The sequence below is a fragment of the Pontibacter locisalis genome (assembly GCF_042684605.1).
Classification (GTDB): Bacteria; Bacteroidota; Bacteroidia; order Cytophagales; family Hymenobacteraceae; genus Pontibacter; species Pontibacter locisalis.
The window spans coordinates 534736-560098 of record NZ_JBHULU010000021.1 but is presented as its reverse complement, the minus strand read 5'-3'; the positions used below and the strand labels follow the sequence as shown (position 1 = coordinate 560098).

Here is a 25363-nt window from a genome sequence, read left to right as displayed (position 1 = left end):
TCGTTATTTTACTTTTGCCCTCTTCACCAGGTACGAATAAAGCACCCTATCGAAAGGCTCATTAATATCAACCGGCACAAAATCAATTTTATACTGACCGCACTTCAAAGCCAGTTCCTTTTTATACGACTCCACGGCAGATTGATAATGCTCGCGCACCTGCGAAGGTTGCAGCTTCAGTTCCTGTCCTGTTTCAGAATCTACAAACACATAGGGACGTTCAGCAAAGTCAAACTCCTCCTCTGTCTTCCTATCCATTACATGGAAAATGAGCACCTCATGCTTCTGGTGCTTCAGGTGCTGCAGTGCTGCAAAGATGGCTTCACTATCATCCTGTTTGCTTAGCATGTCACTGAAGATAATCACCAGGGAACGCTTCGGAATTTGCTGCGCAATCTGGTGCACTACTTCTGAAACATTGGTATCCTTGGCAAAGGGTTTCTGCTCCAGTTGTTTTTGCAGTAAGAGCAGTAGCGTGTGCAGGTGCGAGGCTGTAGAACGAACAGGAGTCTGCAGCTCAATCTTGTCCGAGAAAGTAACCAGACCAATGGCATCGCGCTGCTTGCGAAGAAGGGTAGCTAAGGCAGCGGCACAAAGAACCGAAAAGGTAAGTTTGCCATTATTCTCAGTAGGGTAATACATAGAGGGTGACACATCCAGGAGCATGTGGCACCGCAGGTTCGTTTCTTCTTCGTAACGTTTTACGAACAGCTTATCGGTACGGGCAAAGACTTTCCAGTCGATATGGCGCGTACTCTCACCGCTATTGTAAAGCCGATGCTCAGAGAACTCTACCGAGAATCCGTGATAAGGAGATTGGTGCAGGCCAGTGATAAACCCTTCTACCAGTTGCTTTGCCAGAAACTCCATATTCTCGAATTTCTGCACATCGGCTAACGTTAAGGGCTTTTTCATAGGCAGCGGCAATCATTTAGAACTTGATTCTGCTTTAGAAACGGCCAGAGGAGTTTCTTGTTGCTCCAGATCATCTTTTCTTACTTCCTGTAGCTTTACGGGTGCCACACCGGCCCTGATAAGGTCAATTTCCTCAGCAGCAGCCCTGGAGAGATCAATGATGTTTGTACGGCTTCTGGCTTTTCTGTCGTTTATCCGGACAATCACGGATTTCCCGTTTTTAAGATTGGTCACCTGCACCAGCGTATTAAAAGGAAGTGTCACATGGGCGGCTGTCAGAAGTTTTTTATCATATCGCTCACCACTGGTGGTGCGTTGCCCCTGAAAACGATCAGCGTAGTAGGTAGCCTTTCCTTCCGCAGTGTAGAGGGTGGAATTATTGTAGAAAGAGAGCAGAAGTACTAGTATAACTGAACATAAATTCATAATATACTATTTTGGTCCAACTGCAAATATAAAATTTATTTTTTAAGAAAATTAAATTCAAATACTTTTATATATCAGAAGTATATGTTACTTTTAGATTCACAAAGTTGAATTTAACGTCTATTTAAACGGTGGAAGAGAACAACGAAAAAGCAGAGATTTATTCCCAAAGGGTAAGAGCCGGGAAGAGAACGTATTTCTTTGATGTGAAATCAACTCGCTCAAACGACTATTACGTGACTATCACAGAGAGCAAGAGGAAGTTCAAGGACGACGCCTTTTCTTATGAAAAGCACAAAATCTTTTTATACAAAGAAGATTTCGCGAAGTTTATTGATGCACTTCAGGAAACAATTGATCACGTGAAGTCAGAGTTGCTGACAGAGGAAGCACTAGCCGCTTTGGAAGCGCATGCAGAAACAGAAGAAACTGTTGAAGTTACTGCTACAGCCTCTTCTTTTGATGAAGAATTGAAGTGGGAATAGTAAGTTACTAGTTCCTGCAATTTGATATTAAAGCGTAAGCCCATGGTACATCCATGGGCTTTTTTTTCATCTACTCACTTTTTTCAGCCTTCTGTTTCTGGTTGTTATTTGAAGAAACTCTCCATTAAAAGTGAATAGACTAATGCTCATACCGGATTTATCTGAGAAGCATATGAAACATAACTCCCTAATTTATCTTATCTTTGCGCCCTGAAATTAACATTAAGTATACATGGGACTAAGATGCGGTATTGTGGGACTTCCGAATGTTGGGAAGTCAACGCTGTTCAACGCTATTTCTAATGCTAAGGCAGAATCTGCCAACTATCCTTTCTGTACCATTGAGCCAAACGTGGGGGTGATCACTGTACCCGACGAACGCCTGCAGATTTTGGAGGAACTGGTACACCCTGAGCGTGTGTTGCCAACCGTTATCGAGTTCGTAGATATTGCCGGACTAGTGAAGGGTGCTAGCAAAGGTGAAGGTCTAGGCAACAAATTCCTCGCAAACATACGTGAGGTAGATGCCATCATTCACGTGGTGCGTTGCTTCGAAGACCCTAACATTGTACACGTAGCAGGAAAAGTTGATCCTGTTTCAGATAAAGAAATCATTGACACAGAGCTTCAACTGAAAGACCTGGAATCAGTGGACAAGAAGATCCTGAAAGTTGTGCGTTCTGCGAAATCTGGTGATGCCAAAGCAAAGAAAGAACTGGCAAGCCTGGAGAAGTATAAAGCACACTTAGAGGCTGGCTTAAATGTTCGTAGCCTGGAAGTTACAGAAGATGACCTGGATGCCGTAGAAGATCTGAAATTGCTTACGGCCAAGCCCGTAATCTATGCGGCCAACGTAGACGAAAACTCTTTGAATACAGGAAACGAGTATTCGAAGGCACTGGAGGAGAATGTGAAGAATGAGAACGCGCAGGTAGTGCTTATCTCTGCCTCTATTGAAGCCCAGATCGCTGAGTTAACAGACCCCGAAGAAAAAGAAATGTTCCTTGCTGAGTATGGCCTCACAGAGTCCGGTCTTAGCAAACTAATAAAAGCTTCATACAGCCTTCTTAACCTGATCACTTATTTTACTGCCGGTGTAAAAGAAGTTCGCGCCTGGACTATTGAAAAGGGTTGGAAAGCCCCTGCAGCAGCTGGCGTGATACATTCTGATTTCGAGAAGGGTTTTATCCGTGCCGAGGTAATCAAGCTAAAGGATTACCAGGAGTATAAGTCAGAAGCAAAGATCAAAGAGGCTGGTAAAATGGCCGTGGAAGGTAAGGATTATGTGGTACAGGATGGTGACATCATGCACTTCCGCTTTAACGTATAGTGTCCTGTAAGAAGTAACTATAAAAATAAAAGAGGCCGATTTCTTAATCGGCCTCTTTTATTTTTGCACTGTTCATAATGAGTAAGCAGTAATTGGTTTACAATTTGCTCTCAGGTCCTGCTGTCACAAACTTTGATAAGCATTAAGTTTTTTTGGCTTACCATAGACCAAACTACCTCCTGTTAAAGTAGATCTCTTCGTACCCTATCAGAAGATCAGCACGTGTTCCGGGAGGGCGATAGTAAATGAGGAAATCATAAATGTTCTCTGTTTCAAAGTGGCTTCCCTCAAAAAAGCTGGCATCTGTTTCGGCAGCATTATCAGGCTTAAGTGCATAATAGTAATTATAGTACCCTTGCTTTAATAAGAGCCTGCCTGAGTAAACGCCCCGCTCAATGTCGTAGATCAGACGGGCATCTTCTTTTGGACGCCAATTCGTAAGTTCTCCCATAATGTAAACGGCACCAGGGACTTCAGGAGCCTGCAGTTCAAAGTCCACCCACGTATAGTCACCATTTACTTCACCGTTACCATATTGTTTGTTGCCATAAATGCGCATACCATTTATATCTGGTTCCTGACTATAAACATTTGCCTGGCGGCTTTTATCCAGAAACAAATTTACTTCTACCGGACTTGCCTGAAGGTTTATACTTTGCACGCCTAAACCATTGAAATTTAAACTGCGGGTATCAAAAGCTCTGAACTCGCTCAAACCTTGGAATAAATCCTTGGGTTCAAAAAAAACATACTCCAGACGTCGTTGCGCATCCTGCACAAAGGTGGGTCTAGGGATAAACTTCGCATTGTCCCAGCGGTAGTTTTGGCGCACCACAGCCTTTACTTCCAAAGAAGGATTCACGATCGGGTAATCCTTGTAAAACACGTTGAATTCCACAGGTTGCCTAGTATCACGTCCTCCCGGTCCTAACGGCGCCCCAAGCTTTGCTACTACGGTTACAGTGTTTTGGTATACCATTACACGCTGCGTAAGCAATGGGTTTCCTCCTTCTTCCGACACCAACAGCAGGTAATTACCGCTCAGCTTTACACGGGGCAACCGGAAACGGTAGTGTACATATGGCACCCGGGTGTTGATAGAATTCATTACATCGGTGATAAAGAATTCATTAAAATCGTTCAGGTACTGGGTCTCGTTCAGGTCGGAGGGTGTCCAGTTTGCATTGCAGTGTATAAGTTTAGCGATAAGGCGCTGCGGACCCGCATTCACCCTGTCAAACTCCAGTATAAGTGGTACTTCCTGACTAATTGGTGTAACAGCAGGATTAAGCACCTGTTCCGGTCCTCCGGTAGCCAGGTAAGTTTGGACTGAATTAATACTCTCGTCGTAAACGAAGTCTTGATACCTGATTTGGGCTTGAGCACTTTTAATACCACCACTGCTCTGTACCTGCTCTTCTATGGGCACACATGCAGAAAGGCTGCAGCCAAGTATAATTAATAAAAGGAGAGACTGGAAAGATTTTCGTGTCATTCGATGAGGTTAAAGCATGACCAATTAATGATTCAACTAAAACGAAGATAATCAAATTAAACATTAACATAGAAGCTATATGAAATGTTGTTAAAACCATTGCTGATCAAGCGTCTGTTAATTATCTTTATTTAAGCATACTAAAGCATCTGGGAACTATGAAAAAAGTACTTTTAGCCGGAGCCACCGGGCACTTCGGACGCCACTTGCTACTGGAGTTAAAACAGCAAGGATTTTATGTAAAGGTGCTGGTTCGTTCTGCTCGTAGAGCACGTGACCTTATGCCTGAACCGGATGAAATTCTTCGTGCAGATGCCACCAAACCTGAAACATTAAAAGGATGCTGTGAGGGTATAGACGTGGTAATTTCGGCTCTTGGTAAAAGTATAAGTTTAAAGAATAGAGAAAAGGCAAGCTTCCATGACATCAACTGGGGAGCAAATTATAATTTATTGCAGGAAGCTATGGCAGCAGGTGTTCCGCAGTTCATATACACTTCTGCCTTCAAAGCTGAGCAATACCCGAAGCTGGCCTTTTTTAAAGCACATGCTGATTTTTCAGATACACTCAGGAGTTCAGGTATAAGTTACACCATACTTCAGCCAACGGCGCTGTTTTCAGTTTTTGAAGAAGTAGTTGCAATGGCCCGCAAGAGACAAATAGGAATTATGGGTTCAGGAAGTCCATTAACCAACCCCATTTATGAGGGTGACCTGGCTAAAGTAGCCGTTGAACAAATCGGAGCACCTTCGCGCGAAATACCACTAGGTGGCCAAACCACCTACAGCAGGCATGATTTAGTACGCATTGCCTGCCAGGTGGCTAAGCACAAAGGAAAAGTACTATCTGTACCTTTTGCAGTTGTAGATACTATTCTCCCCCTGGTAAAATTGCTTAACCGAAACCTGTTCGATAAGCTGGCTTTTCTGATAGCTGTTTCTAAAGTGGATTGTGTTGCGCCACAAGTGGGCAATCTTACATTGGAAGAATACTTTGAGATATCACCCCTAGAGACAACCAGCGCCTAAGTTAATCTTCCAGTACCGTGTCTACTATTATGCCAGCAACGAGTGTTTTTTGTACCGGACACTTTGTTGAGATTACCTCCAGCCTTTGCCGTTGTTCCTGGGTTAGGTTTCCATAAAGACGGAGCCTTTTAGTAACCTGCGTAAGCTTCGCATCCTTCTCCCCGCAGTGCTCGCAATCGTCGGCATGTACCCGTTCATGCCTGAGACTCACCTCTGCCCGTTCCAGAGGCCATTTCTTTCGCTTTGCGTACATGTGAAGGGTTATAACAACACAGGAACCAAGTGCAGCCAGAATGTAATCATAAGGGTCGGCTCCCGCTTTTAGCCCCTGTGCAATCCCAGACTCATCGATAGTCATTTTCTCTGATCCTGCGATGATATTAGCCACCATGGGTGCGCTACTATCGGCACTTACTTTTACGTAACCTTCTTCTTCCAGAACACTCATACTTTTTCTTTTTTAGTTTATATAGGCAAACGTTATGTATAAGTAAAAGTGAGGTGAAAGGTTATTGGCTACAGCATATCAGAACCTGAGTATAAACCGGGTGCCTTTATCCAGCTCAGAGTGTACAGAAATAGATCCCTTATGCAGGCGCATAATCTGGCGTGACAAGCTTAGCCCTATGCCTGATCCAGTTTTTTTTGTGGTGAAAAAAGGTATGAAAATTTTGCTCATAGCTTCCTGGGTTAATCCAGAACCATTGTCGCATACCTCAATACTCACCCTGCTTCGTTCATCAAGGTGAGCGCGAAGTATGATTTCTTTTTCAGGCTTCTCCTGAACCGCCTCAATGGCATTCTTCACCAGGTTGATCAACACCTGCTCAATCATAGTTCTGTCTGCGGAAAGAAGCAAAGAGTCCTGCGGCACCTCCACCTTTAAAGCGACCTGTTTTTTAGATAACTGCTCACGCATCAAGGTTTTTATCTCCTGCAGCAACTCATTCACATCAAAACGCTCCAGCTGTGGCATTGAGATCGTAGTCAGGTTGCGGAAGTCGTTCACAAAACGGATCAGGCCGTCTGATCGCCTGCTGATCGTTTGCAGGCACTGCCCTACATCTTCCAGCTCTTCCCTTAAAAGCGTTACCTCTTCTGCAGCAGTATCTGTGTAGCTGCTAATTTCTTCATAGGCACTGGAGGAAAGTGAAGCAATAGGAGTAACAGAATTCATGATCTCATGTGTCAGCACCTTGATAAGAGTGTGCCACGCTTCCATCTCCTTCTCCTCAAGCTCCTTCTGGATATTCTGCAGCGATGCAAGGCGTATCCTTTCCCCCAACATCGAAAGCTCCATCACATGCACAGAAAGATTTACCTGTTCTCCTTTCTGTTTTAGTGGCACCAATACTTTATCGCCATGCTCTAACTGTTGCAGCACCAGTGTTAATTCAGGACTTTTTGTATTAAGCTCCTGCACATTTCGCAGCTGTCCAACTCTTAATAGTTTTTTAGCGGCATTGTTCAGAAGCAGAATGTTACCGTCAGGTTTGTAGGTGATGATACCAATTCCTATGTTTTGCACGATTACTTCGAAGTACTGCAGGTGCGCTTCTTTCTCTGCCCTTACCTCTCTGAACTTCTTCATCACATCGTTCAGGCGCAGGGCGAGTTCATTTTGAAACTTACCCTCTTTACCTACCTTGAATAGTTCAGTAAAGTCATCGTAGCGGATGGAGTTTAGAAAGCGGAGAAACTGTTGGTTTGTACGGTCCTGGAACAGCACCAGTAGCCAGACCTGTAGCAGAATAAGCAAGCCAAGGCCAACGTATGTTCCCCTGTATTGCGGATCAAAATCTATACGGGCAAAAAAGTAAATGCTAACAGCCAGCAAGATAATCCGCAGAACCAGTTGCAGCTTGTAGTTGTTAAAGTTCATACTTTTCTAACCTGCGATACAAGGCACCCCGTGAAAGGCCTAATTCTTTGGCTGCTTTCGATATGTTCCCATCATGCTTCTGTAGAGCCCGCTGCACTGCTTCACGCTCAATCTCATCAAGGTCAAGGCTGTTTGCTTCCAGTTGTGGAGAAGCAGCTAGAGGTTCTGTCTCAGCTAAAAAGAAGAAGTCGTCGGCATCCAGCTCACGGTTCTCACTCATAATGGAGGCTCTTTCCAACGCGTGCTGCAACTCCCGTACATTACCTGGCCAGTTGTAGCGCTTTAACCTTTCAAGACCGGAGGCAGACAGCTTTTTAACAGGCTGCTTATACTTCTGGGCGTAAATGGCGAGGAAATGTTCGGCAAACAAGGGAATATCTTCCAGGCGCTCACGCAGTGGTGGCAGATTTAATTCTACTGTATTAATGCGGTACAGCAAATCCTGGCGGAACTCATTACGCTGCACCATCTCTTTCAAGGGCATGTTAGTGGCACAGATCAGGCGCACGTTCACGGGTACTGGTTTATTTGTACCCACCCTAATCACCTCACGGCGCTGCAACACAGTCAGCAGTTTTGCCTGCATGGCCAGCGACAGGTTTCCTATCTCATCAAGGAACAAAGTCCCGCCGTTCGCCGCCTCTATTCTACCGATCCTGTCCTCTTTGGCATCGGTAAAGGCTCCTTTTTTATGCCCGAACAACTCACTCTCAAAAAGCGACTCTGTAACGGCTCCCATGTCAACAGTAACAAACACCTTATCGGCTCTGGAAGAGCGTTCATGAATGGTACGAGCGATAACTTCCTTACCTGTACCGTTCTCACCAAGCAGGAGGATATCAGCATCCGTTTTGGCTACTTTATTAATGATGTTAAACAGGTGAAGCATAGTTTTGCTCTCCCCCTGTATAATGTTTTTTCCTGAGCTGATCTGTGTATTGAGGGCACGGTTTACCTCTTTCAGCTGATTTACCTCTTTATAGGAATTCCGGAGCTTAGATGCCGCAGACAAGGTGGCGATGAGCTTCTCATTTTGCCAGGGCTTTAAAACAAAGTCTGTTGCACCTTCTTTTAGCGCTTTCACAGCCATCTCAACGTCTCCAAATGCTGTGATCATTACTACCACCGCATTAGGATCGTAGCTTAATATCTCCTTCAGCCAATAGAAGCCTTCTTGTCCGCTGGTAATATCCTGACTGAAATTCATATCGAGCAGGATCAGGTCAAATTCCTCGTTGTTCATCAGGAAAGGAATCTTCTTCGGATTCTTTTCCATTACCACTTCTTTAGCATGCTTCTTTAAAAGCATTTTAGCAGAGAACAATACATCCTCATTATCATCTATGACCAAAATACGTCCGAGGTTCTTTTCTTCCATAGGAAAGGTTGTGTTGTTTGGTGTGTCTAATGTTTTGAAAATATTGTGCCAGGGCTACTATTATCTAAATATAGCATATTTTAGGAAAAAGTGTACTGCCTTATGTCCAGTGATGGACAAGCAGTGTCCATCACTGGACACCTTCTAAAGCAGGACATAGGCTTTATTCGCCAGAAACGAACTTTTATACTTTGGCACAGCACTGGCATTAAGTACTACAACTAATTAGCACTTAAATTACCAAACACTACACTAAGCTTCTGAACTATGATTAAAATGTATTTCCTCACCGCTTTCCGCTCACTGATCCGCAACAAGAGCTACAGCATTCTTAATATTGCCGGATTAGCCTTGGGCATAACATGTAGTATACTGCTTTTTCTGGTAGTAAAGTATGAGCTAAGCTACGATACGTTCCATACCAAAGCAGACCGTATTTACCGGGTTACTACACAATACTCCCATGCTGAGGGAGTGAACAAACACATGGGTACCCGTTTCCCGATGGCTAAGCTCATCCGCAGTAATAGTAACCTTGGTATGGAAAATCTTACCCAGATTTATGGTGAGGAAACTGCTCAGATCAATATTGTTGGTGACAATGGCAATACCTCCAAACGCTTCTTGGAAGAAAGTCCCATTGCGTTTGTAGAGCCTGAATTTTTTGACATTTTTGATTTCGAAACAGGAGCTATAGATCCAAGACCAGGACTGGCAGAACCCAATACTGTTGTGCTTACCCAAAGTACTGCAGAGAAATATTTCCCGGAAGGGAATGCAGTAGGGAAAGTAATTAAGTTCAATAACATACTTACCCTCAAGGTTATTTCAGTGATTCCTGATCAGCCTTCTAATTCTGACTTCCCATTTTCAATACTGATCTCCTACCCTTCCTTCAAAAACTATTCTGCCTTTGATACGGAAAGCTTTGATGTACTTTCAAGTAATCATCAGCTTTATGTTTTGCTTCCTGAAAACGTATCACCAGAGGCGAAAGCAGAGGAATTGATTGCTTTTATGGATCGTAACCGGGCGAAGGACAGACGAGGCGTAGAGAAATATGAATTACAGCAACTTAGCGATATACACTTCAACCCTGAGTTGGGTAACTACGGACAACGCACCATTTCAAGGGAAATAATATGGTCTATGGCTTTGGTTGGTATTTTCCTGGTACTGGTAGCCTGTATAAACTTTGTAAACCTGGCCACTGCACAGGCTGTGAAACGGGCAAAAGAAGTAGGGGTACGTAAAGTGCTGGGTAGCAGCAAAAGTCAGCTTGTGCTTCAATTCATTGGAGAAACTTTTCTTATTACTTTACTGGCTACCCTTTGCTCTATAGTTCTCGCTGAGCTGGCACTGCCTTATCTAAATGAATTACTTGAACTCGAAATTACCTTTAACATTCTGCAGGACCCTGTACTGCTGATGTTCCTGATAGCGCAGGTGTTACTGGTAACTTTGTTTGCGGGATTATATCCGGCGATGATCCTGTCCCATTTCCAGCCTATTACGGCCCTTAAAAGCAAACTGAATACACAACAGGTTGGAGGCCTACCTATACGCCAGGGTCTTGTTGTGCTGCAGTTCACTATCTGCCAGATACTCATCATCTGTACCATTCTTGTAAACGAACAGATGGATTTTTTCAGAAGTAAGTCTTTGGGCTATAACAAGGATGCCGTTGTAACAGTTTTGCTACCAAACCAGGCTGGTCAGAAGATCATACCTCTGCGTGATGTAATGTTAAGCAACCCTGCTATTCGCAACGTTAGCTTTGCTGGTTCCCCACCTTCTTCCAATATTACCTGGGGCAGTAACTTCTCTTTTAATAACTCCAGCGAAGATGTTCCTTTTGAGGCAAATATTAAGTACGCTGATGAGAACTACCTTGATTTATTTGATATCAAGCTGGCAGCCGGACGCGCTTATAATAACAGCGACTCTGCCACAGTACTGATAAATGAGACGATGCGCCGAAAGCTGGGAATAGAAAGTGCTGCAGATGCTGTCGGGAAAAAGCTAGCACTAGGCAGACGAGATGTAAATTCCACTATTATTGGTGTAGTAGAGGATTTCCATCAGAACTCGCTGGAAAGGCCCATTGATCCATCTATCATGGTAACTAATCCGCAAAACTACCTGTTCCTGAATGCTAAAATAGACATGAATAACAAGCAGGAAGCGCTTAACCACCTGGAAAAGGTATGGAACATGGCCTACCCCGATGATGTGTTCAGCTACGAATTCCTGGATGAGACAATCGCCAATTTTTATCGCGACGAAGCAAGACAGAATAAGCTTTTCAAAGTCTTTTCTTTCATCGCCATCTTTATCGGTTGCCTTGGTTTATATGGCTTGGTTGCCTTCATGGCTGCACAACGCACAAAAGAGGTGGGAATAAGAAAAGTGATGGGTGCCTCGATATTTAACATCGCAGTGCTGTTCTCGAAGGAGTTTATCAAGTTGGTGTTGATTGCTTTCATACTTGCTACTCCGGTAGCATACTACATCATCAGTAAATGGCTCGAAGATTATACTTACCGCATTAGCATAAGCTACTGGCCATTTGTGATGGCAGGAATTGCAACGCTGGTCATAGCACTCCTTACCATGAGCACAAAGGCAGTACAAGCAGCCCTGACTAATCCGGTTGTATCGCTAAAAAGTGAATAGTATTATAGTGAAAATTGTCTTAACTCAACCAGTTGTTTAGACAAGCACCCGCTATCAATTGTATAAAACCAAAAAAGCCTGGAATATGTTGTCCCAGGCTTTTTTTACAGCTAAGCTGTTGGTTGTTTACTTTCCTAGCTTTCAATTTACATCACCTTTATCAAAGGCTATGGTATCTTATTTAAAGTAATCCTACTGGTGTATTCTGATGTTATGGTTTGTCGTTGGCAGGAAACTGTAGCAGCTAACACCACAGTATACAGGAACAACCTCGGCAACCTTCTTTTCATTATGATCACAATCAGCCTAATTAGTGGGCACAGGAAACAGCAAGTATTAAGTAAGGTTTTTATAGCTTGTTTATACCAATTGATCAACCCTGATCAATTTTATATAAAACAGATATAATTTTAGATGTAGCGGTATTGATAGTGCAAAAATATATACATTTAAATATATAACAAATTATATATTAATTTTTTGTTAAAAATTTACATGGATTAGTTCAGGCCAGGAAAGCTGGAGGTATATTTTTTGTTTTATATGAAAGAGGTACCTGCTAAGCCAGATGATGAATTTGTTATAAATTACTGTGCTCTTTTTCTCTTAAAGCCTCTCTAGCTATCCTCCTAATATCTTCAATCTTCTTGCTTCGTACATACAAAGCTGAAAAGTATGATGAATTAAAAGCACAGAAATATGGCGCAGCAAGAGCAGCAGTACCAATGGTGGCAGTCCGGTGTCGTTTATCAAGTTTACCCCCGTTCTTTCCAGGATAGTGATGGTGACGGTGTAGGAGACCTGAAAGGAATTATCAGCAGGTTGGATTACCTAAAGTGGCTGGGAATAACAGCAGTCTGGGTATCTCCTATTTATCCCTCTCCCATGGCAGACTTTGGTTATGATGTTTCTGACTACTGTGGCATTCACCCTCTATTTGGCACAATGGATGATTTCGATAACTTGCTAAAGGAGGTGCATGCCCGCGACATGAAACTTATACTGGACCTGGTGCCTAACCACACCTCTAACGAACATCCCTGGTTCCTGGAGTCCAGATCATCGAAAGATAATCCCAAGCGTGACTGGTACATCTGGAAAGATGCCAAAGAAGATGGTAGCGAACCTAATAACTGGCTGGCTGTTTTTGGTGGCAGCGCATGGGAATGGGATGAGAAAACACAGCAGTATTATTACCATGCCTTTTTAAAGGAGCAACCCGACCTGAACTGGCGTAATCCTGAAGTGCAAAAGGCTATGTTTGACGTGATGCGCTTCTGGTTAGACAAGGGAGTAGACGGTTTCAGGGTAGATGTGATGTGGCACATGATCAAAGATGAGGAACTACGAGATAATCCTCCAAACCCTGATTACGAGCAAAGCCAGTCCACCTATCAGCAGGTGGTTCCGGCTTTCTCCACAGATCAGCCAGAAGTGCATGAGATTGTAGCTAAGATGCGTGATGTGATGGATGAGTATGAAGAGCGGGTAATGGTTGGAGAAATCTACTTACCCATTCACAGGCTCGTAACCTATTATGGCGCAGATAACGAAGGTACGCACCTGCCTTTCAACTTTATGCTTATTACACTTGATTGGGATGCTACGGTACTAAAGTCACACATTGATGAATATGAGGGTGCCTTACCAGAAGGAGGATGGCCAAACTGGGTAATTGGAAACCATGATAAACCAAGAATAACAAGCCGCGTAGGACAATCGCAGGCAAGAATTGCAGGTATGCTCCTGCTTACCTTGCGGGGCACTCCAACCATGTACTATGGCGACGAGATTGGAATGCGTGATGTACCCATTCCGCCTGACAAAATACAGGACCCACAGGGACTAAACATGCCTGATAAAGACCTAAGCAGAGATCCTGCACGTACGCCAATGCAGTGGGACAACAGTAAAAATGCAGGTTTTACCAATGGTGAGGAGCCGTGGCTGCCATTAGCAGAAAACTATAAGCGACTAAATGTAGAGGTGCAGCGAGATGATCAGCACTCCATGCTTACCTTCTATCGGCGCCTGCTTGAACTTCGCCAGAAGGAACCCGCACTCCATATTGGAGACTATGAACCGGTTATGGCCAAGGCGCCTCTGCTGGCTTACATTCGCAAGCACTCAGGCCGCAGGTACCTTATTATTCTTAATCTCAGTCATAAACCATGTGTATTCCGACCAGAGCATGTGACGTACAAAGGCACCATTGTTCTGGCCACTGATCCTGAGCGTGAAAATCTAAAGATTGAGGGTAATACCAGCCTGGCAGGTGATGAGGGTATTCTGGTACAACTTGAATAGTCGCTTTATAGAATTTTTTATTTCATCTAAGGTAAGTGTCTTACTCACTTACCTTAGATTTCTTTTACCTGGTTCACTCTAAACCATCGGTAACCATAACTATTTAACTTCAGTTTTTTGGTATCCTCCTTCGTAGGTTCATAATCCTTGTCTTCAAAAATACTCATGAACTGCCGGGGGTGCAGCTTTTTTGTAGCCAAGCTAAACTCACACGGTTCCGAAGAAAGGTTATGCACGAAAACAAGCATACTGCCTTTCCACTCCATACAATGAGCAAGCACATGTGGGTTATCAGTTTTAAACACCACAGCTTTTCCCCAGCCTATTTCCCGGCAGTGTTTGCGTATACGAATAAGCCTTTTCATCCACTCCAGCAGTGAACGCTGCTGCTGGTGCTGGCTGTCAACGTTCACCTTCTTATAACTGAACGGCCCCTTTTCCAATGGCGGCCAAACAACTTTTTCTCTGTTAACATTGGAGAAGCCACCATTCTTACTGTCATCCCATTGCATAGGCAGGCGCACACTACCCCTTCCCTCCTGGTCAAGATCTTCTCCCATTCCTATTTCGTCACCATAAACCAGCATGGGGGATCCAGGCATAGAAAAGAGTAAGCTGTATACCATCTCAAGATGGTTGCGGTTCCCTTCCAACATGGGTGCTAACCTACGGCGAATACCCCGGTTAAATATGCGCATGTTTTCTTTTGGTGCGAACCTCTTGAAAACATCCTGCCGTTCTTCTTCAGAGAGTCGTTCCAGGTCCAGTTCATCAAGGTTACGGAGGAAATTAGCCCATTGGCACTTTTCCGGGGGCAATGGATTCTGGAGCCAGTTGGCAATTGGCTCAGCCTCTTCTCTTGCTAAAGCCAGGAAGATATAGTTATCAAGTATAAAGTTAAAAAGCATGTTCAGCCTTTCTCCTTTACCATAGTACAGGCCAATCTTATCCGGTTCCACATCCGCCTCTGCCAACAGTATCGTTTCCTGGCTTTTCTTAGTAACAGATTTCCGAAGCTCTTTCAGATAATGAACTGGTCTCTTCAGACGTGTACCCTCCACCCCTTTGCCTTCCAGAATGTGGGTAGCAGCATCTATTCTGAATCCATCCACTCCAAAAGATAGCCAAAACTCAATGATAGACCTGATTTCTTCCTGCACCTCCGGGTTAGCAATGTTCAGGTCAGGCTGGAAATCGTAAAACATGTGATGGTAATATGCTCCGGCACTCTTGTTATAGGACCAGACACTATCTTCCTGACCGGGAAAAATATTTTCCTTTGTCTCTTTTTCAGGCTTGTCAGAGCGCCAGATATAATATTCAAAGAACTTAGACCCAGGATCGGCGGTGGCTGCCTGAAACCATGGATGCTCATCTGAAGTGTGGTGCACGATAAGGTCCACCAGAATCCTGATATTATGCTCCTTTGCAACTTTAACTAGTTCAGTGAAATCACTTAAGCGGCCCATGCGAGGATCAATGGAATAGTAATCCCTTACATCATACCCGTTGTCCCTATTAGGTGTAGAATAAAAAGGCAGTATCCAGAGGCAGTCTACGCCTAAGTCTTTCAAGTATTCTATCCGTTTGATCAGGCCCTGAAAATCACCTATTCCATCATCGTCAGAGTCCTGAAAGCTTTCAACATCAATAGCATAAAATATGGCATCTTTATACCATAGCTCATTTTCTCTTTGAACTGAATCACTGTGCATATTCTTCGCTCCGGATAAAATTTTAAATTAAAATCTATATAGGGCACAACGCATTTAAACACATCCAGGTTAACATACTGCGTATATTAGTAGAGATGAAGCGCTATTAGACCATTGGTAATCATGCATGTTCATTACACCCTCCTATTTACCTGGCTGTTTCTTTCTGTCATAGCTTTCCAAAAGGTACAAGCGCAAAAAAAGGAAATCAGAGAAGAGCATGCCGTTTGGGAAGCGGCATTTGGAAACTTTCGTGTGTCAGAGCATCAGTCTGTGTATGTAGACCTGCATCATATAAAGGGATCTTTTACCGTTGCCCGAATAGGTCTCACCCAACACCTTTCTCATAATATAAGCGCAACAGGTGGTTACTCCTTTGCATGGCTAACTGTTCCTGGTGCTGACTCTGATGCGCTTAAGCGCCATGAGCACCGGCCGTGGCTACAGGTGGTCGCACCTGCAAGGTTAACTCAGAATCTGAACCTCTCCACAAGGTTCCGCTACGACATGCGGTACAAGCAACGGGTAGAGAACGCTACACTTCAGTCTGCATATGATTTCAGCCAAAGGCTCAGACTTCAGGAAATACTTCGACTAAATTTGCCCTCTCTCAAGACAGGAGAATCAATGCCTTACCTGGCACTTAGCAATGAAGTCATGCTGAACGTTGGCAGAAATGTTACGCATAACTTATTTGACCAGAACCGGCTCGGCCTGATGGCAGGCTTGGAGTGGCCGAAAATACGTTTACAAGCTGGTTATATTAACCGCTTCGTTCAGTCTGCCTCTGTTCCTAACCGGTATACCAGCAACCATAACTATACAATCTGGCTGTTCTACTCCCTTGATCTCCGGAAACAACAGGAGTAATTCAAACAAAAAGGCCCGGCAACTAAAGTGGCCGGGCCTTCATCCAAGTAAGCTTTATATTACTCTGACAGTTTGGCTTCAAGGTCTTCTACCTCTAACATCAACTCTTCCCACTTCTCCTGAATGGTATCTAACTCTTTCTGCACTTTCTCGAATTTAGCAGTAGTTTCCTGTAGCAGGTCTATATCACCGTATACTTTCGGGTCTGCCAGTTCTGTTTCGTAATTTTTCAGCTTCTGCTCCAGTTCCTGCACCTGCTTCTCTACGTCGCTGAGCTGCTTGTTCACCTGCTTCAGCTGATTGCTTAGCTGTGTGTACTCGTTTTTCTCCCTCGGCTGTTTAGGCTGGTTGTTCTGCTTTGTTTCTGCAACAGTTGCCGCGTCCTTTTTAGCTTCTTTCTCACGCTTCTCCATGAACTGCTCATACTCATGGTAAGTGCCGGGATATTCCTTCAACTGATAGTCTTCGATGTACCAGATCTTGGTAGCCACGTTCTCCACAAAGTAACGGTCGTGGGAGATAATGATAAATGTACCTTCATACTGCTCAAGTGCCTGTATCAGTATATTAACCGACTGCATGTCCAGGTGGTTCGTCGGCTCATCGAGCATCAGGAAGTTTGCTTCAGAGATAAGGGTTTTGGCCAGAGCAACCCGCGATTTTTCCCCTCCAGAGAGTACTTTTATCTTCTTGAAAACTTCATCGCCGGTGAAGAGGAATGAACCCAGAAGGGTGCGCAGCTCCATTTCTGTTTTCTTAGATCCCGCCTGCTGCATTTCCTGTAACATCTCGTTATCAACATTAAGCGATTCCAGCTGGTGCTGTGCATAGAACGACATAATTACATTATGCCCCAGCTCACGATTGCCTTTGATAGGTTCTGTTCCGGCAATAATGCGCAACAGGGTCGATTTACCCTTACCGTTAGCACCGATCAAAGCAATCTTATCGCCACGCTCCACATGTACGTTAGTGTCTCTGAAGATGACTTTATCGCCATAAGCTTTACTCATGTGCTCGAGGCGCAGAATATGGCGACCTGGCTGCGTCGTAAACTTAAAGCTGAAATTTACTTTGGCAGCATCTGGTGCCACCTCTTCAATTCGCTCCAGCCTGTCTAACTGCTTCATACGGCTTTGCGCCTGCTTGGCTTTTGTAGCTTTTGCCTTAAAACGCTCAATAAAGCGCTCTGTCTGCCTAATATGCGCCTGCTGGTTTTCGTATGCCCCTTTCTGTATCTCATTTCGCAGAGCCTTTTCCTCTACATAAAAGCTATAATTTCCTGCATATACATTCAGCTTCGCACCGGATACCTCCACTGTCATGTTTGTGGTTTTATCCAGGAACTCACGGTCGTGAGATACAATGACAACAGCCCCCTCAAAACGTTCCAGGTAAGACTCCAGCCATTTAATGGAAGGTAAGTCCAGGTGGTTGGTAGGCTCATCAAGTAAAAGCAGAGAAGGTTTCTGTAGAAGGATCTTGGCAAGCATGACACGCATGCGCCAGCCTCCTGAAAAAGACGCCAGTGGCTGCTGCAACTCTTCTGTGCTGAACCCAAGACCTTCCAGTATTGCCTCTGCTTCAGCCTGCATGGTATACCCCCCCAGCGCTTCAAAGCGCTCCTGTAAATGCGCCAGCCTATCCACCAAATTGTCGTGGAAGTTATTCTCAAACTCTACAAGTACCTTGTCAATCTCCTGCTGCAGGCTTATGGCTTCTTCAAAAGCCTGCATGGCCACAGAAAGTATGCTCTCATGCGTCTCGTAACTAAGCAGGTCCTGGTTCAGGAAACCGATAGTAGTCTCCTTACTCATTTGTATGCTGCCTCCATCTGGCTTATACTCTCCCACAATAATGCGCAGAAGCGTAGATTTTCCTGTACCGTTTAATCCGATCAGGCCGATCTTATCTTTGGGCTTTATATGCAGGTTGGCATCCTCATACATGGGGCGGCTGCCAAAATGGAAGTTCAGGTTATTAATGGAGATCATGTGCTATGCTTTGAGTAAGAACACAAAGGTACTTATTTTTGACTGTCTGTTAAAAACATAGCGCCGGCAGAATAAGTGCAATGGTAACCGTTACCAAAGAATGTACTTATATATTTGCCTGCTTCCTTATAATGACTAAATTAACTATTCGTTTAATCATTAAAGGTTTAAGAGTCAAAAGGGTATATGAGAAATGCCTGCTAACAACTTTGTGAGCCTGTGCCAGTATATATAGCCTTCCCTGCTTTTATTGCAGCATTCATGAATATTAAACCTAATTTTATTGCCCACGTTTTTATTTGGTGCACCTCTACTAAAATTTCAACCCTATGATCGCACTTGCCTGTCTTTTAGATAAAAGAACTTCTGAGCGCGTTAATGAGCTAACAGAAGATCTTGAGAAGAGATTTGGGTTGAATGGCGTAAAAATCACACCTTATCCTCACCTTACGATGCTAACGGCAGAGGTAGTAGATATGGAAGAACTCAAACAGTACCTGGATCTGACCTGCATTGAAACGGAAAAGTTTTCCATCAGAACAACGGGTCTTGGTCTTTTCCCTGGCGAAAGCCCAGTCATTTTTATTCCGGTGCTTCGCACTCCTCCACTTAATAAATTTCATGACCGGCTGCACCGTGATATTTCAGAAATGAGTACGGAGATGGGTTTGTATTATAACACTAATCTGTGGCTGCCACACATCACACTAGCCCTTGGTGACACCTCTCCTGAAATGCTTGGGCCGGTCCTCGCCTATCTTTGCCAGTATAACTTTAACTGGGAGGTTAACATTGATAACCTTACTATTCTTCAGAAATGCGGAGAATTTTACCTGAAAGATGAAGAATTTAAGTTTGGCAGACGTGAGTTGATTTCATAAGGTTAATTCAGTTTACTAGCTCTTCATCTGTTTTTCATACCTGTAATGCTTATATTTAAGTTTATCCTTGAGTATACCCATGAAAAATATTGTTTCATTTCCCATCAAAGCAGGTATTTTATCATTAGCGTTGGCTACCGGAATTTCCTGCAGTCAGATGGCTTCACAATCAAATTCCATTGCGGTGGAAACAGGTGTATCGGCATCGCTGGCCAATTACAGGAAGCAGGTATTAGACAATGTGAAGTATGACCTGCACCTGAATATCCCGGATCAAAAAGATGCCCCTATTGTATCAACTGAGAAAATAACCCTGAACCTTCTTGAGAAGAAACAGCCCCTGCAAATAGACTTTAAGGAGAAGAGGGAAAACCTTAAGCAGGTAATGGTAAACGGCAGAACCATTCCCATCAATTTCGAGAAAGAGCATATTATTATTCCGAAGAAGTACCTGAAGGAAGGGCAGAATACTATAGCCATTGATTTCATTGCCGGAAATCTCTCCCTTAACCGAAATGAAGACTACCTCTACACCTTGCTGGTACCTGACAGAGCACGCACTGTCTTTCCGGTTTTCGATCAACCTGACATAAAGGCTACCTTTAAATTAACTTTAACGATACCTAAGGACTGGAAGGCAGTAGCCAATGCCCCCTTGCAGGACATTGTTGCAAAGGATAGACAAAAAACGTATCGTTTTGAGGAATCCGACACCATTAGCACCTACTTATTCTCCTTTGTAGCCGGAGATTTTGATCTGGTAACACGGAAGGTAAACGACAGGCTTATGAATTTTTACCACCGTGAAACAGACAGCAGCAAAATCAACCTCAGTTTGGATCCCATCTTCAAGATTCATGGAGATGCGCTGGCTTTTATGGAGGACTATACTCAGGTTTCTTACCCCTTCCAGAAATTTGACTTTGTCGCTATTCCTGATTTCCAGTACGGAGGCATGGAACATGTAGGCGCTATAGATTATAAGGCCTCTACCCTTTTCCTGGATGAAGGTGCCACCAAAGACCAGAAGGTATCCCGCTCCAATCTTATTGCACACGAAACTGCCCACATGTGGTTTGGTGATCTGGTAACAATGCGCTGGTTCAATGATGTGTGGATGAAAGAAGTGTTTGCAAATTTCATGGCCGACAAGATCACGCAGGTGTCGCTGGAAAATTCAAACTATGACCTTAAGTTTCTGATTGATCATTTCCCGGCTGCCTATGCAGTAGATCGCACAACGGGAGCTAATCCTATACGCCAGCCTTTGGATAATTTGCAGGATGCCGGTACGCTGTATGGAGGAATTATTTACCATAAGGCACCAGTAGTTATGCGCCAGCTGGAGCGACTAATGGGAGAAGATGCGTTTAAAACGGGCGTTCGGGAGTACATCCAGAAATATGCCCACAGCAACGCCTCATGGCCAGAGCTTATTGAGATCATGGATCGCCATACGCCTGCCGACCTGCAAAGTTGGAATGAAGTATGGGTTGATGAGCCGGGAAGACCACAGTTTGAATATGTAATGGATTCGCAAAATGATAGGATTTCAGAGCTCACCATTTTGCAGAAAGGCGAAGACGGAACAGACAGGACATGGCCACAATTCTTTGAAATGGCTTTTGTTTACAAAGATCGTGTGGTTGAGCTTACGGTGAATATGGATTCCAGCAAACTATCTGTAGACAAAGCTGTGGGAATGGAAAAGCCCTTATTCATACTTTTTAATTCCTCCGGTCAGGGCTATGGACAATTCCCCGTAGATACCCAAATGTTCCAGAACCTGTACCTACTGGAGGACCCGGTAAGGCGTGCCTCTGCTTACATCAATATTTATGAGAGTATGCTGAACAGGAAACGTGTAAAGCCTGAACAGTTGCTACAGATTTACCGTAATGGCTTAACCCAGGAAACAGAAGAGTTGAACCTGAAGTTAATGACGAGCCAGCTAGGTGATATTTACTGGAACTTCACAGCTCCTGCCAGACGACAGGAAATTGTAACTGAACTGGAGAAAGATATCTGGCAGGCCTTGCAAAAAACAAAACAGCCAAACCAAAAGAAGCTGCTTTTTAAGGCTTATCAGAACATTTTTATGACGCAGGAAGCAAAGGAACGCTTATACCAGGTGTGGCAAAGGCAGGAAGCCCCTGAAGGCGTTAAACTGACAGAAGATGACTATACCTCTTTAGCGTTGGCACTTGCCCTGAGAGCGTATCCGTCAGGTAACGATATACTTACAAAACAACTGGCACGTATCAAGAATCCAGACCGCAAAAAACGACTTGAATTTATCATTCCAGCTTTATCTGCTGATGTTGAGGTACGGGATGCATTCTTCAGCTCTTTAGAATCTGAGAAGAACAGAGAGAAAGAAGCCTGGGTAGCTTCCGCACTCGCCTATCTGCATCACCCACTACGTGCAACAACATCAGAAAAGTACCTGAGGCAGAGCCTGGAGCTACTTGAAGAGATACAGATGACCGGTGATATCTTTTTTCCTGCAAATTGGCTGAATGCTACCTTCGGAGCCTATCAAACACCTGCTGCAGCCACTGTAGTACGTAGCTTTTTAGCGGAACGCCCGGACTACAATCCTAAACTTAAAGCTAAAATACTTCAGGCTTCAGATAACCTTTTTAGGGCAGAAAAGCTACTGGAGGAGAAAGACCAGATGATAAAATAAACAAAAGAGCCGACTGGAAATCAGTCGGCTCTTTTGTTTATTTAAAACGTCAGTTATGGATTACATATCCAGCACCAAAGCGAAGATAAGCGGAGCCACGATAGTTGCATCCGACTCAATCATAAACTTAGGTGTTTCTTTACCTAACTTACCCCAGGTGATCTTTTCGTTTGGCACTGCACCCGAATAAGAGCCATAGCTGGTAGTAGAGTCAGAGATCTGAGCGAAATAGCCCCAAAGCGGAACACCCTCACGCTGCAGGTCCTGGTGAAGCATTGGCACCACACAGATCGGGAAGTCACCGGCAATACCACCACCTATCTGGAAGAAACCAATGGTAGACTCTTCCTTCGCAGTTTTAGTATACCAGTCAGCCAGTTCGATCATGTACTGAATACCGGTCTTCATCGTATGCACATTCTTGATGTCGCCGCTAATCACGTGGCCTGCATAAATGTTACCCAATGTAGAGTCTTCCCAGCCTGGACAGATGATAGGCAGGTTCTTTTTAGCCGCTTCCAGCATCCAGCTATTCTTAGGGTCAATCTGGTAATACTGCTCCAATTCACCACTTAACAATATCTGATAAAAGAACTCGTGCGGGAAATATGCTTCACCGGCTTTATCAGCCTTCTCCCAATACTTCAGCACAACATGCTCAAGCCGGCGCATAGCCTCTTCTTCCGGTATACATGTATCTGTAACACGGTTCAGGTGGCGGCTCAGCAGCTCCTCCTCATCGGCAGCAGAAAGTTCACGGTAATGCGGCACACGCTCATAAAAATCATGTGCTACCAGGTTAAAAATATCTTCCTCCAAGTTCGCACCTGTACAGGAAATGGCGTGTATTTTATCCTGACGAATCATCTCGGCAAGTATAATACCCATCTCTGCTGTAGACATGGCACCAGCCAGCGTTACCAGCATTTTACCACCGTTATTCAGATGTGTTTTATATCCTTCAGCAGCGTCTATCACAGAGGCTGCATTAAAGTGCTTGTAGTGTTTCTTTAAAAATTCTGATACGTTCATAATTTGTTACTTAAAACCAAGGCTGCCTCACAAGGCTGATGGAGGCAGCAAGTTAAGATATATTTCGCTTAAGTTATAGTTATTCGAGTTTAGCAGGTATAATGTTCATTAGGTGCTTGTATTCTAAACTCCCTCAGACCAACCTGGCTCAAACTTGAACGCTGTAGTTCTTAAACTACTAAGAAGCTGGCTTCTCTATTATCAGGTTGTGATTGGTATAAATACAGATATCCGCAGCTATGTTTAAAGACTCCCGGACCATCTCTTCTGCAGACAGATGTGGCGCATGTTTCTTAAGTGCCAGCGCAGCAGCATGTGCATACATACTTCCCGAACCGATTGCCGCTATCTGGTTATCCGGCTCCAGCACATCACCTGTACCGGAAATAATCAGCAATTCATCCTTATTCGCCACCACCATCATCGCTTCCAGTTTACGCAGGTACTGATCTTTACGCCAGTCCTTCGCCAGTTCTATGGCAGCACGCTTCATATTGCTTTGGTATGCGTTCAGTTTCTCTTCAAAGCGCTCCAGCAGCGTAAAGGCATCGGCAGTAGAACCGGCAAAACCCGTAACGATTTTGCCATCCAGCAGCTTTCTGATCTTCTTTACATTGCTTTTAGCGATGTGCTTATCCATAGTAGCCTGTCCGTCGGCTCCCAGTGCTACTTCCCCATTATGAAAAATGCCGCACACGGTGGTCGATCTTATTTTGGTCATCTTTTTCTATTTGTTCAGATTAGACATACGCAGCTGCAGCAATACTTGCTACAACTGTAAGTAGTAAAGCTAAGCACTCTTCAAACAAAAAGCCAAAGCCTTACTTTGCGCCAAATTGTCTGATAAAATAACCGACTCTTTTGCTCCATCACCTGCCTATTATCTTGCTGCACCACACGAACTATCGTGGCTGCTTCCCTTCAGTAAGGCTTACAACATGCTTCTATTGCCGAGGGAGACTCTTTGTTAATTCTAAATAGAGTCGGCGGGTATGACTCTAGTTAAAAGTTACTATATTTAAATCATAGCTTGGTTGTTCAGCTGCCGGACATGAGTGGTAGTGATATATTTATGAAAAAGTTTATCTGATAATGCAGCTTCAAACCAACTCCGCTCATAGTGCAGATAACCGGAACAACTCCTTATACACTATAGTTAGGCCATATTAAAAAATGAAGACACTCAAGACATTATTTCTCTTACTAATTTCAACTGTTGCAATTGGACAGACAAGAGACGACCTGACAGCAAAACATATATTAGACTCTTCAATAATATTTAGTGGGGGAGAAGAGCGAATTTCCAAAATAGAATCATCCAGTATCAACTATTTACTAATTCAACCAGACGAGTCAACGGCAATAATTACAGAAAAGAGAAAGATTGGACAAAAATACGTTCAGAGCATCCTATCGATGAAACATGTACCTCAAACAACTTTTTTTGACGGTACAATGGTGACAAGAGTTGATGGCTCTTCAATCACCCAAATAAAGGACCTTGATGTCATGGAGGAAGTAAAGCTACGGACGTACAACCAAATCCAATATGGCTACAAAGCTTTAAACTATGAATTGACAAGACTCCCAGACAAGAAATTCAACAATTTCGATTGTTATGTTGTAAGTGCCAAAGCAGATAACGGCTATACAACCATGAACTTCTTCGACAAGACAAATTTCAGACTATTAATGGTAGTATATCCCAATGGCAATAAATCCTTGATGATTGACTACATGTTTAAAGACAGCATATTATTCAATTCTCATATCGTTAACACATTCGCTGACTCTGACGAGAAACAAGTTTTGAGACTACAGCATGCTGATTTGAATGTTGACATATCCGACTTATGGTTTAACTGTCCATACAAAGACAAGGTTTATACTCCACCACATATTAAGTCTGGGGAATTCGAATCCACAAATGGGGACAAAACAGTATTTACAAGGACTGAAAAATCACAGGACTACAAAGACGACCAAGGCAAACTCATCATGAGAAGATTCCTTAAATGGACTAATAATGATACCTATGGGCTGATTGACGAGAAGGCAATCAAGAACAATGACAGTTCACCCGAATCTCTGATTTTGGTAAGAATAATCTCTTGGGACGACAAAGAGTATGTTTGCCATTGGATTGCAGGTAAATACACAGACACTCAGGACTATAAAATAAAAGAATAACATGGCCTAACAAGGTTTATAGTGCATACCCTTCGGGATACGCACCATACACAAGCCGTTAGCAAATATA

Annotated in this window: 19 protein-coding genes; 9 read left to right on the top strand and 10 right to left on the bottom strand. The window is 43.7% G+C overall.

Annotated elements, in window-relative coordinates; translation table 11 throughout:
- Positions 1–3 precede the first annotated feature (3 nt).
- Both ACFSRY_RS16400 and ACFSRY_RS16395 read right to left on the bottom strand, forming a co-directional pair.
- A complete protein-coding gene (locus ACFSRY_RS16400; RefSeq protein WP_377510219.1) occupies positions 4–915 on the bottom strand; it encodes a DUF58 domain-containing protein in 912 nt (303 codons plus the stop codon).
- 12 nt (positions 916–927) lie between these two features.
- On the bottom strand, positions 928–1341 hold the full coding sequence (locus tag ACFSRY_RS16395) for a septal ring lytic transglycosylase RlpA family protein (protein WP_377510216.1): 414 nt from the start codon (positions 1339–1341) through the stop codon (positions 928–930).
- A gap of 131 nt (positions 1342–1472) precedes the next feature.
- On the opposite strand from ACFSRY_RS16395, the gene ACFSRY_RS16390 reads away from it, so the two are divergent.
- Positions 1473–1826 carry a DUF3276 family protein gene (locus ACFSRY_RS16390; RefSeq protein WP_377510213.1) on the top strand — a complete coding sequence of 118 codons (354 nt, stop codon included), beginning with the start codon at positions 1473–1475 and terminating at the stop codon, positions 1824–1826.
- A gap of 232 nt (positions 1827–2058) precedes the next feature.
- Entirely contained in the window at positions 2059–3156 is a 1098-nt protein-coding gene (gene ychF / locus ACFSRY_RS16385) for a redox-regulated ATPase YchF (protein WP_377510210.1), read from the top strand.
- Positions 3157–3328: 172 nt separating this feature from the next.
- Here ychF and ACFSRY_RS16380 read toward each other — a convergent pair whose 3' ends face one another.
- Positions 3329–4651, bottom strand: coding sequence for a type IX secretion system plug protein (locus ACFSRY_RS16380; RefSeq protein WP_377510206.1), 1323 nt, complete (start codon positions 4649–4651; stop codon positions 3329–3331).
- Positions 4652–4809: 158 nt separating this feature from the next.
- On the opposite strand from ACFSRY_RS16380, the gene ACFSRY_RS16375 reads away from it, so the two are divergent.
- On the top strand, positions 4810–5679 hold the full coding sequence (locus tag ACFSRY_RS16375; RefSeq protein ID WP_377510203.1) for an SDR family oxidoreductase: 870 nt from the start codon (positions 4810–4812) through the stop codon (positions 5677–5679).
- 1 nt (position 5680) lies between these two features.
- On the opposite strand, the gene ACFSRY_RS16370 is transcribed toward ACFSRY_RS16375, so the two are convergent.
- The 3 genes from ACFSRY_RS16370 to ACFSRY_RS16360 form a co-directional block, all read right to left on the bottom strand.
- The gene (locus ACFSRY_RS16370) at positions 5681–6127 is read right to left on the bottom strand and encodes an OsmC family protein (protein WP_377510200.1); all 447 of its coding nucleotides are present in this window, start codon (positions 6125–6127) and stop codon (positions 5681–5683) included.
- A gap of 78 nt (positions 6128–6205) precedes the next feature.
- Positions 6206–7561: a sensor histidine kinase gene (locus tag ACFSRY_RS16365; RefSeq protein ID WP_377510196.1), complete on the bottom strand. Its 1356-nt coding sequence runs from the start codon at positions 7559–7561 to the stop codon at positions 6206–6208.
- The gene (locus tag ACFSRY_RS16360; RefSeq protein ID WP_377510192.1) at positions 7551–8939 is read right to left on the bottom strand and encodes a sigma-54-dependent transcriptional regulator; all 1389 of its coding nucleotides are present in this window, start codon (positions 8937–8939) and stop codon (positions 7551–7553) included. Before ACFSRY_RS16360 ends, ACFSRY_RS16365 begins: the two co-directional genes overlap by 11 nt.
- A gap of 267 nt (positions 8940–9206) precedes the next feature.
- Between ACFSRY_RS16360 and ACFSRY_RS16355 the strand changes: the two genes are divergently transcribed.
- Both ACFSRY_RS16355 and ACFSRY_RS16350 read left to right on the top strand, forming a co-directional pair.
- Positions 9207–11615 (top strand): ABC transporter permease, encoded by a 2409-nt coding sequence (locus tag ACFSRY_RS16355; protein WP_377510189.1) that lies wholly within the window; start codon positions 9207–9209, stop codon positions 11613–11615.
- A 699-nt stretch (positions 11616–12314) separates the two neighbouring features.
- On the top strand, positions 12315–13922 hold the full coding sequence (locus ACFSRY_RS16350; RefSeq protein ID WP_377510186.1) for an alpha-amylase family glycosyl hydrolase: 1608 nt from the start codon (positions 12315–12317) through the stop codon (positions 13920–13922).
- Positions 13923–13975: 53 nt separating this feature from the next.
- On the opposite strand, the gene ACFSRY_RS16345 is transcribed toward ACFSRY_RS16350, so the two are convergent.
- Positions 13976–15637, bottom strand: a complete 1662-nt coding sequence (locus tag ACFSRY_RS16345; protein ID WP_377510183.1) for an alpha-amylase family protein — start codon at positions 15635–15637, stop codon at positions 13976–13978.
- A 123-nt stretch (positions 15638–15760) separates the two neighbouring features.
- Here ACFSRY_RS16345 and ACFSRY_RS16340 point away from each other — a divergent pair, with 123 nt between their 5' ends.
- The gene (locus tag ACFSRY_RS16340; protein WP_377510180.1) at positions 15761–16507 is read left to right on the top strand and encodes a DUF2490 domain-containing protein; all 747 of its coding nucleotides are present in this window, start codon (positions 15761–15763) and stop codon (positions 16505–16507) included.
- A gap of 59 nt (positions 16508–16566) precedes the next feature.
- On the opposite strand, the gene abc-f is transcribed toward ACFSRY_RS16340, so the two are convergent.
- Positions 16567–18501: a ribosomal protection-like ABC-F family protein gene (gene abc-f / locus ACFSRY_RS16335; protein WP_377510177.1), complete on the bottom strand. Its 1935-nt coding sequence runs from the start codon at positions 18499–18501 to the stop codon at positions 16567–16569.
- Between the two features lie 329 nt (positions 18502–18830).
- On the opposite strand from abc-f, the gene ACFSRY_RS16330 reads away from it, so the two are divergent.
- Positions 18831–19382, top strand: coding sequence for a 2'-5' RNA ligase family protein (locus ACFSRY_RS16330; protein WP_377510174.1), 552 nt, complete (start codon positions 18831–18833; stop codon positions 19380–19382).
- Between the two features lie 79 nt (positions 19383–19461).
- The gene (locus ACFSRY_RS16325) at positions 19462–22071 is read left to right on the top strand and encodes a M1 family metallopeptidase (protein WP_377510171.1); all 2610 of its coding nucleotides are present in this window, start codon (positions 19462–19464) and stop codon (positions 22069–22071) included.
- Positions 22072–22131: 60 nt separating this feature from the next.
- Here the strand turns inward: ACFSRY_RS16325 and ACFSRY_RS16320 are convergent, their stop codons facing one another.
- Together ACFSRY_RS16320 and hslV are read right to left on the bottom strand one after the other, a co-directional pair.
- Entirely contained in the window at positions 22132–23103 is a 972-nt protein-coding gene (locus ACFSRY_RS16320; RefSeq protein ID WP_377510168.1) for a deoxyhypusine synthase family protein, read from the bottom strand.
- A gap of 178 nt (positions 23104–23281) precedes the next feature.
- The gene (hslV, locus tag ACFSRY_RS16315) at positions 23282–23824 is read right to left on the bottom strand and encodes an ATP-dependent protease subunit HslV (protein WP_377510165.1); all 543 of its coding nucleotides are present in this window, start codon (positions 23822–23824) and stop codon (positions 23282–23284) included.
- A gap of 452 nt (positions 23825–24276) precedes the next feature.
- On the opposite strand from hslV, the gene ACFSRY_RS16310 reads away from it, so the two are divergent.
- Positions 24277–25293 (top strand): hypothetical protein, encoded by a 1017-nt coding sequence (locus tag ACFSRY_RS16310; RefSeq protein WP_377510162.1) that lies wholly within the window; start codon positions 24277–24279, stop codon positions 25291–25293.
- The last annotated feature ends 70 nt before the right edge of the window (positions 25294–25363 follow it).